This window comes from Rugamonas sp. (genome assembly GCF_025354735.1).
GTDB lineage: Bacteria > Pseudomonadota > Gammaproteobacteria > Burkholderiales > Burkholderiaceae_D > Rugamonas.
This window is the reverse complement of record NZ_JANXMI010000177.1, coordinates 1-6,025: the sequence shown is the minus strand read 5'-3', so window position 1 is coordinate 6,025 and position 6,025 is coordinate 1. Positions and strand designations below refer to the sequence as shown.

Below are 6,025 nucleotides of genomic sequence, written 5' to 3'. Positions count from 1 at the left end.
CGCGCCAGCGGCCACAGCGACGCCAGCAGGCGGCCGTAGGACAAGTCCGTGGTGCTCCGGCCGCGCGGCAGCAGCACGGCCGCCGCGCCCCAGACCGGCACCATGAACATCGCCTCCATGGCGTAGACGGCGCGCCAGCCGTAGGCCGCGCCGACCACGCCGCTAATCGTGCGCCCCAGCAGGATGCCGACCATGATGCCGCTGACGACGGTGCCGACCGAGCGCCCCCGCTCGCTCGGCAGCGACATGACGGCCGCGAACGGCACCAGTTGCTGCGGCACGCAGCTGACCACGCCCAGGCCGAACGAGGCCGCGATCAGCGTCCAGATGCCGGGCGCCACCGCCGCCGCGACGCCGAAGCCGAAGGCGGCCGCGATCTGGCCCAACACCAGCTTGCGGCGGTCGTAGCGGTCGCCCAGCGGCAGCAGCAGCGCCAGCCCGGTCGCGAAGCCGAGCAGCGCGGCGCCGGCGACCAGGTCGACCGTCGTCACGTCGACCAGCAGACCGTTGGCGATCAGCGGCAAAATCGGCTGGGTCGCATAAATATTGGTGATGACGGCGCCGGCGATGACCGCCATCATGACGATCTTGCCGCGCGACGCAGGCGCTGGCGCCAGGGTAGTGCTCACAGGGTTGGACAGGCCGCTCATGGCAGCTCCTTTCTATCAATGGTTATCAATGGTCTCCGGTGCTGGCCGCGAAACGCGGCGGCGGAGAAGGCTATGCCGGAGCTTACGGTTTTGCATTTACAAAGAGAATCCCATAAGATTGGGAATCATTCTTCCAAAATTTGATAGCCCCGATGAACCGTCTCGACTCCATGTCCATCCTGATCGCCGTGGTCGATGCCGGCAGCCTGTCGGCCGCCGCGCGCCGCCTCAACACGCCGCTGGCGACCGTCAGCCGCAAGGTGGCGGAACTGGAAACGCACCTGAACACGCGCCTGTTGCACCGCACGACGCGGCAGCTGTCGCTGACGGAAGCGGGCGCCTCCTACGTGGCGGCCTGCCGCCGCATCCTGGAGGAAATCGGCGAGGCCGAGCGCGCCGCGACGGGCGAGTACGCGGCGCCCAAAGGCGAGATCGTCGTCACGGCGCCGGTCGTGTTCGGACGGCTGCACGTGGTGCCGGTGGTGGCGGAATTCCTCGCCCACTATCCGGAAATCGACATCAACCTGGTGCTGACCGACCGCGTCGTGCACCTGATGGACGAACACGCCGACGTCGCCGTCCGCATCGGCCAGCTGCCCGACAGCGCGCTGATGGCCATGGGCGTGGGCACGGTGCGGCGCGTCGTGTGCGCCAGCCCGGACTATCTGGCCGCGTTCGGCGTGCCGGCCGGGCCGCAGGACCTCGCCGCGCACGAGTGCATCACCTTCGAGGTGCTGGCGTCGAAACGCGCATGGGTGTTCGGGTCGGGCCGGTCGGAACTGTCGGTGCCGGTGCGTTCGCGGCTCGCCGTCAACACGGCGGAGGCGGCCATCGCGGCGGCGGTGCTGGGCGTGGGGCTGGTGCGCGTGCTGTCTTACCAGGTCGCCGACGCGCTGCGCGAGGACGCGCTGCGCGTCGTGCTCGACCAATACGAGTCGGCGCCCTTGCCGATCAGCCTGGTGCACAAGGGGCAGACGCCGCTGCCGCTCAAGCTGCGCGCCTTCCTCGACTTCGTCACGCCCCGTCTGCGCTCACGTACCGCGCGATGACGGCGCGCTGCAGCGCCGCGCAGGCCCGCACCGGCACCTCCTTCGTGTAACCGCGATTGAGGCCGCTCGTTCCGGCTGCGGCAAGGACAGCAAGTAAGTCGGCCGGCGACCGCTGCGGCAAGCCGCTACCCGGCGCATTTTCCGCCATGTCCCGAAATGGATGCTGATTGGCCCGGCGGAGGTGCACGTAGGAATTCACTTTACAAATGTAATAAACCATACTGAATTGATCGTCAATCAGGAGGTTTATCATGAGCAAGCCTATCTTGCGTTTCGCCGCCGTGAGCGCCATGGTCGGCGCCGTCGCGCTGCTGACCGGCTGTGTCAGCGACGGCGCCTTGAAGCCGCAGGCCAGTCTGCGGGACGCCAAGGAACTGCGCGCCGGCGCCACGCTGGCGCAGGCGGACGTGTCGCCCGCCGCCTGGCCGGACCGCCACTGGTGGCATCGCTACGGCGACGCGCAGCTGGACCGGCTGATCGACGAGGCGCTGGCCACCAGCCCCACGATGCGCATCGCCGACGCCCGCGTGCGCCAGGCGGCGGCCATGGCCGGCGTCGCCGGCGCCGCGCTGGCGCCGCAAGTGAGCGGCAATGCCCGCTCCGACCGCTTCGGTTTCCCCAAGACCGGCGACACGCCCGATCCGCTGGCCGGCACCTGGCAGTGGCGCAACGAGGCGACACTGAACTTTTCGTACGAGCTCGATTTCTGGGGAAAAAACCAGGCCGCCGTGGGCGCGGCGCTGGGCCGCCAGCGCGCCGCCGAGGTGGAAAGCGAGGCCGCGCGGCTGGTGCTGACGGTCGGCATGACGCAGACCTATCTAAAATTGTCACAGCTGTATGCGCAGCGCGACCTGGGCCAGCGGGTCTTGCAGCAGCGCCAGCAGGTGCTGGAACTGACGCGCCAGCGCGTCGCCGGCCGGATCGATTCGCAAGCCGACTTGAAACAGGCGCAGCTGACCGTGCCGAACGCGCAGGCCGACATCGCCGCCGTCGACGAGGCCATCGCGCTGGCGCGCACGCAGCTGGCCGCGCTGATGGGTTCCGGTCCGGACCGCGGCGCCGCCATCGCCCGGCCGCAGTTGCAGGCGGTGCGTCCGGCCGGCCCGCCGACGGTGCTGGCGAGCGAACTGCTGGCGCGCCGGCCCGACGTGGTGGCGCAGCGCTGGCGCGTCGAAGCGCTGCGCAAGGACATCGAGGTGGCGAAGGCCGGGTTCTACCCGAGCATCAACCTGAACGGCCTGATCGGCCTGCAAGCCTTCGGCCTCGGCAACTTCCTGCAAGGCGGCAGCCGCCTGGCCGACGCCGGCGCCGGCCTGAGCCTGCCGATCTTCGACGGCGCCCGCCTGCGCGGCAACCTGGCCCTGCGCGACGCCGATTACGACATCGCCGTCGAAGCCTACAACCAGACGCTGGTCGACGCGCTGCGCGACGTGGTCGGCGAGCTGGTGTCGATCGGCTGGCTGGCCCAGCGCGAGGCCTATCAGGCCGAAGCGATGGCCACGGCGCAACAGGCTTACGAGCTGTCGCTGCAGCGCTACCGCGCCGGCGTCGGCAACTACCTGCAGGTGCTGGCGGCGCAGTCGCAGGTGCTGGCGCAGCAGCGCGCCCAGATCGACCTCGACACGCGCGCCTTCGAGCTCGACCTGCAGCTGGCCCGCGCGCTCGGCGGCGGCTTCCAGGCTGTTTCCCTCCCCGGCCAGACGGCCATTTCCCAACGGTGAAGATGATGACTCCCACTCCCCAAATCCTTACGCCGGCATCGACCGCCGCCCCTGAAAAAAACGGGGCGAAAATCCTCGCCGTCCCCAAGCTGATCGCCGCCGCGCTGCTGGCCGGCGCCGCCGGCGCGGCGTGGACCATGCTCGCGCCGGCGGGCCAGCAAGTGACGGAGGACGCCTACGTCGAAGGCAATGTGGTGCAGGTGACGCCGCAGCAGTCCGGCAGCGTGACCCGGATCGGCGCCGACAACACCGACTACGTCAAGGCCGGCCAGGTGCTGGTGCAGCTCAACGAAGTCGATGCGCAGCTGGCGCTGTCGCGCGCCGAGGCGCAGCTGTCGAAGGCGGTGCGCCAGGTGCGCGTGGAATTGGCCAACGCCAGCCAGTCGCGCGACTACGTCACTTTGCGCGCGGCCGACCTGGCGCGCGCCGAGGCCGACCTGGCCCGCCGCCGCACGCTGGCCGACAGCGGCGCCGTCTCCGGCGAGGACATCGCGCACGCCGACGATGCCGTCACGACGGCGCGCGCCGCCCTCGCCGCCGCCCGACAGCAGCAGGCCGGCGCCAGCGCGCTGGTGGACCGCACCACCATCGACACCCACCCGGAGGTGCAGGCCGCCATCGCGCAGCTGCGCGACGCCTGCGTCGCCGCCGCACGCACCACCTTGCGCGCGCCGGTGTCCGGCCTGGTCACCCGCCGCAACGTGCAGCTGGGCCAGCGCGTCAACGCCGGCGCCGCGCTGATGTTCATCGTGCCGCCCGAGCAGATGTGGGTCAACGCGAACTTCAAGGAGTCGCAGCTCGGCGCGATCCGCATCGGCCAGCCGGTGACGCTGTCGGCCGACCTGTATGGCAAAGCGGTGCGCTACAGCGGCCGCGTGGTCGGCCAGGACCCCGGCACCGGCAGCGCGTTCGCGCTGCTGCCGGCGCAGAACGCCACCGGCAACTGGATCAAGGTGGTGCAGCGGGTGCCGGTCCGGATCGCGCTCGACCCGCGCGAACTGGCCGCGCACCCGCTGAAACTGGGCTTGTCGATGCGCGTGGCGGTCGACACCGGCGACCGCGGCGGCGCCATGGCCATGGCCACCGTGGCCGACCGCGCCGTCTACAGCACCGACGTGTTCACCCAAGAACTGGCGCGCAGCGACCAGCTGGTCGAACGCATCATCGCGGCGAACCACGGCGCCGGTCCGGCCATCGCGCAGGGGCATTGACATGCATCCGGCCAAACACCCGCACGAGCGCGCGCTGCTGGCGACCATCTTCCTGCTCAACGCCATCGAATTCCTGCAGTCGGGGATGATTACCTTCGGCGCCGGCCCGATCAGCGGCGAGATCGGCGCCTCGCCCGAGGAATTCACCCTCGTCACGGTGGCCTACGCCGTGGTGGCGATCGCCGCGATTGCGAAACAGCGCTGGCTGGTCGAGCGCCTGGGCTGGCGCGGTTTCGTGCAGGCCTCGGTGGCGGTCTACATCATCGGCGCGGCCATCTGCGGCAGCAGCGGCTCCTTCCCGCAATTTTTCGCCGGACGCGTGGTGATGGCGCTGGCGGGCGGGCCGTTCCTGACGACGTCGCGCATCATGGTCAATCTGCTGCCGGCCAACCCGCGCCGGTTTCGCGGTATTGTGGCCTACGCCGGCGCGCTGGCCTTCGGTAACGGCATCGCGCCGTGGCTGGCGTCGGTCGCCATCTCGCACGACCGCTGGCCGATGATTTTCGTGCTGCTGTCCGGCGTGGCCGGCGGCGCCGCGCTGTTCGGCAGCATCGCGCTGCCGGCCGAGGCGACGCCGGCGGCGCAACGCAGCCAGTCGCACCCGCAGGCCACCGTCGTGATGGCGGCCGGCGCCTTCCTCGGCCTTTACACCTTGCAGCGCGCCGCCTACGATTTTTATTCGAACGCGATGCCGCTGCTGCTGGCCATCCTGGCCGGCGGCGGCGCGCTGCTGTACTTCGCGCATCACCAGTACCGCCACGAACGCCCGCTGCTGGCGCTGAAGCGCCTGATGCATCCGCGCTACGTGGCCGGCATGGCGACCTTCACGCTGGGCTACATGGTGCTGGGCGCGAACAACTACATGCTGCCGGCATTCATGCAGGGCGCCCTCGGCTTCCCGTGGGAAACGATAGGCCAGGTGCAGTCGGCCGGCCTGCTGGCGGCGGTGCCGGCGTTCTGCGTCATGGCCATGATCCTGAAAAAAACCAGTCGGCCAAAAAGTTCTACGTCGCCGGCTTCGCCTTGCTGAGCGCCTCCGGCCTGTGGATGGCGCACCTGAACAGCGCGGCCAATTTATGGACCGACGTCTGGCCCGGCGTCGCCTTGTTCGGCGCCTTCATCACGCCGGTGATGGTGACGACCGCCCTGCACTCTTTCATGGATCTGCAGGGCGATGAAGTGGCCTTCGCCAACGGACAGCAGCTCAAGAACATGCTATCGCAGTTCGGCGTGGCGATGGGGGTGGCGGTTGCGGCGCTGGGCCTTCAGTGGCGTAACAGCGAACACGCGACGGCGCTGCTGCGCCACGCCGGGTCGGGCGATGCGGTGTTCGGCCAGATGGCGGCGCAACTGGCGCAGCAGTTCGAGGCCAGCCACGGCGCGCAGGCGGCGCA

General features: G+C 69.9%; 6 protein-coding genes and 1 pseudogene. 5 read left to right on the top strand and 2 right to left on the bottom strand.

What is annotated here, in order from left to right; all coding sequences use genetic code 11:
* The coding region (locus Q0S71_RS14300) for an MFS transporter (RefSeq protein ID WP_295996780.1) at window positions 1-650 on the bottom strand (650 nt) is incomplete at its 3' end.
* A gap of 152 nt (window positions 651-802) precedes the next feature.
* Between Q0S71_RS14300 and Q0S71_RS14295 the strand changes: the two genes are divergently transcribed.
* Window positions 803-1,699 (top strand): LysR family transcriptional regulator, encoded by an 897-nt coding sequence (locus tag Q0S71_RS14295; protein ID WP_295996777.1) that lies wholly within the window; start codon window positions 803-805, stop codon window positions 1,697-1,699.
* Here the strand turns inward: Q0S71_RS14295 and Q0S71_RS14290 are convergent.
* Window positions 1,665-1,952: a hypothetical protein gene (locus Q0S71_RS14290; protein WP_295996775.1), complete on the bottom strand. Its 288-nt coding sequence runs from the start codon at window positions 1,950-1,952 to the stop codon at window positions 1,665-1,667. The two genes, Q0S71_RS14295 and Q0S71_RS14290, sit on opposite strands and share 35 nt — an antisense overlap.
* On the opposite strand from Q0S71_RS14290, the gene Q0S71_RS14285 reads away from it, so the two are divergent.
* From Q0S71_RS14285 to Q0S71_RS14270, 4 genes and pseudogenes are all read left to right on the top strand, one after another.
* Entirely contained in the window at window positions 1,951-3,420 is a 1,470-nt protein-coding gene (locus tag Q0S71_RS14285; protein ID WP_295996772.1) for an efflux transporter outer membrane subunit, read from the top strand. The genes Q0S71_RS14290 and Q0S71_RS14285 overlap by 2 nt on opposite strands.
* A 5-nt stretch (window positions 3,421-3,425) precedes the next feature.
* On the top strand, window positions 3,426-4,631 hold the full coding sequence (locus tag Q0S71_RS14280) for an efflux RND transporter periplasmic adaptor subunit (protein ID WP_295996767.1): 1,206 nt from the start codon (window positions 3,426-3,428) through the stop codon (window positions 4,629-4,631).
* 1 nt (window position 4,632) lies between these two features.
* Window positions 4,633-5,661, top strand: a complete 1,029-nt coding sequence (locus Q0S71_RS14275; RefSeq protein WP_295996764.1) for an MFS transporter — start codon at window positions 4,633-4,635, stop codon at window positions 5,659-5,661.
* Window positions 5,655-6,025, top strand: a pseudogene (locus Q0S71_RS14270) (arabinose ABC transporter permease); the annotation flags it as partial. The gene Q0S71_RS14275 and the pseudogene Q0S71_RS14270, both read left to right, overlap by 7 nt.

What these genes read in the sequence shown, in the direction of transcription:
- Q0S71_RS14295 (WP_295996777.1), top strand. Translation starts at nt 803, where the DNA reads ATGAACCGTCTCGACTCCATGTCCATCCTGATCGCCGTGGTCGATGCC.
- Q0S71_RS14285 (WP_295996772.1), top strand. Translation starts at nt 1,951, where the DNA reads ATGAGCAAGCCTATCTTGCGTTTCGCCGCCGTGAGCGCCATGGTCGGC.
- Q0S71_RS14290 (WP_295996775.1), bottom strand. Translation starts at nt 1,952, where the DNA reads ATGATAAACCTCCTGATTGACGATCAATTCAGTATGGTTTATTACATT.
- Q0S71_RS14280 (WP_295996767.1), top strand. Translation starts at nt 3,426, where the DNA reads ATGACTCCCACTCCCCAAATCCTTACGCCGGCATCGACCGCCGCCCCT.
- Q0S71_RS14275 (WP_295996764.1), top strand. Translation starts at nt 4,633, where the DNA reads ATGCATCCGGCCAAACACCCGCACGAGCGCGCGCTGCTGGCGACCATC.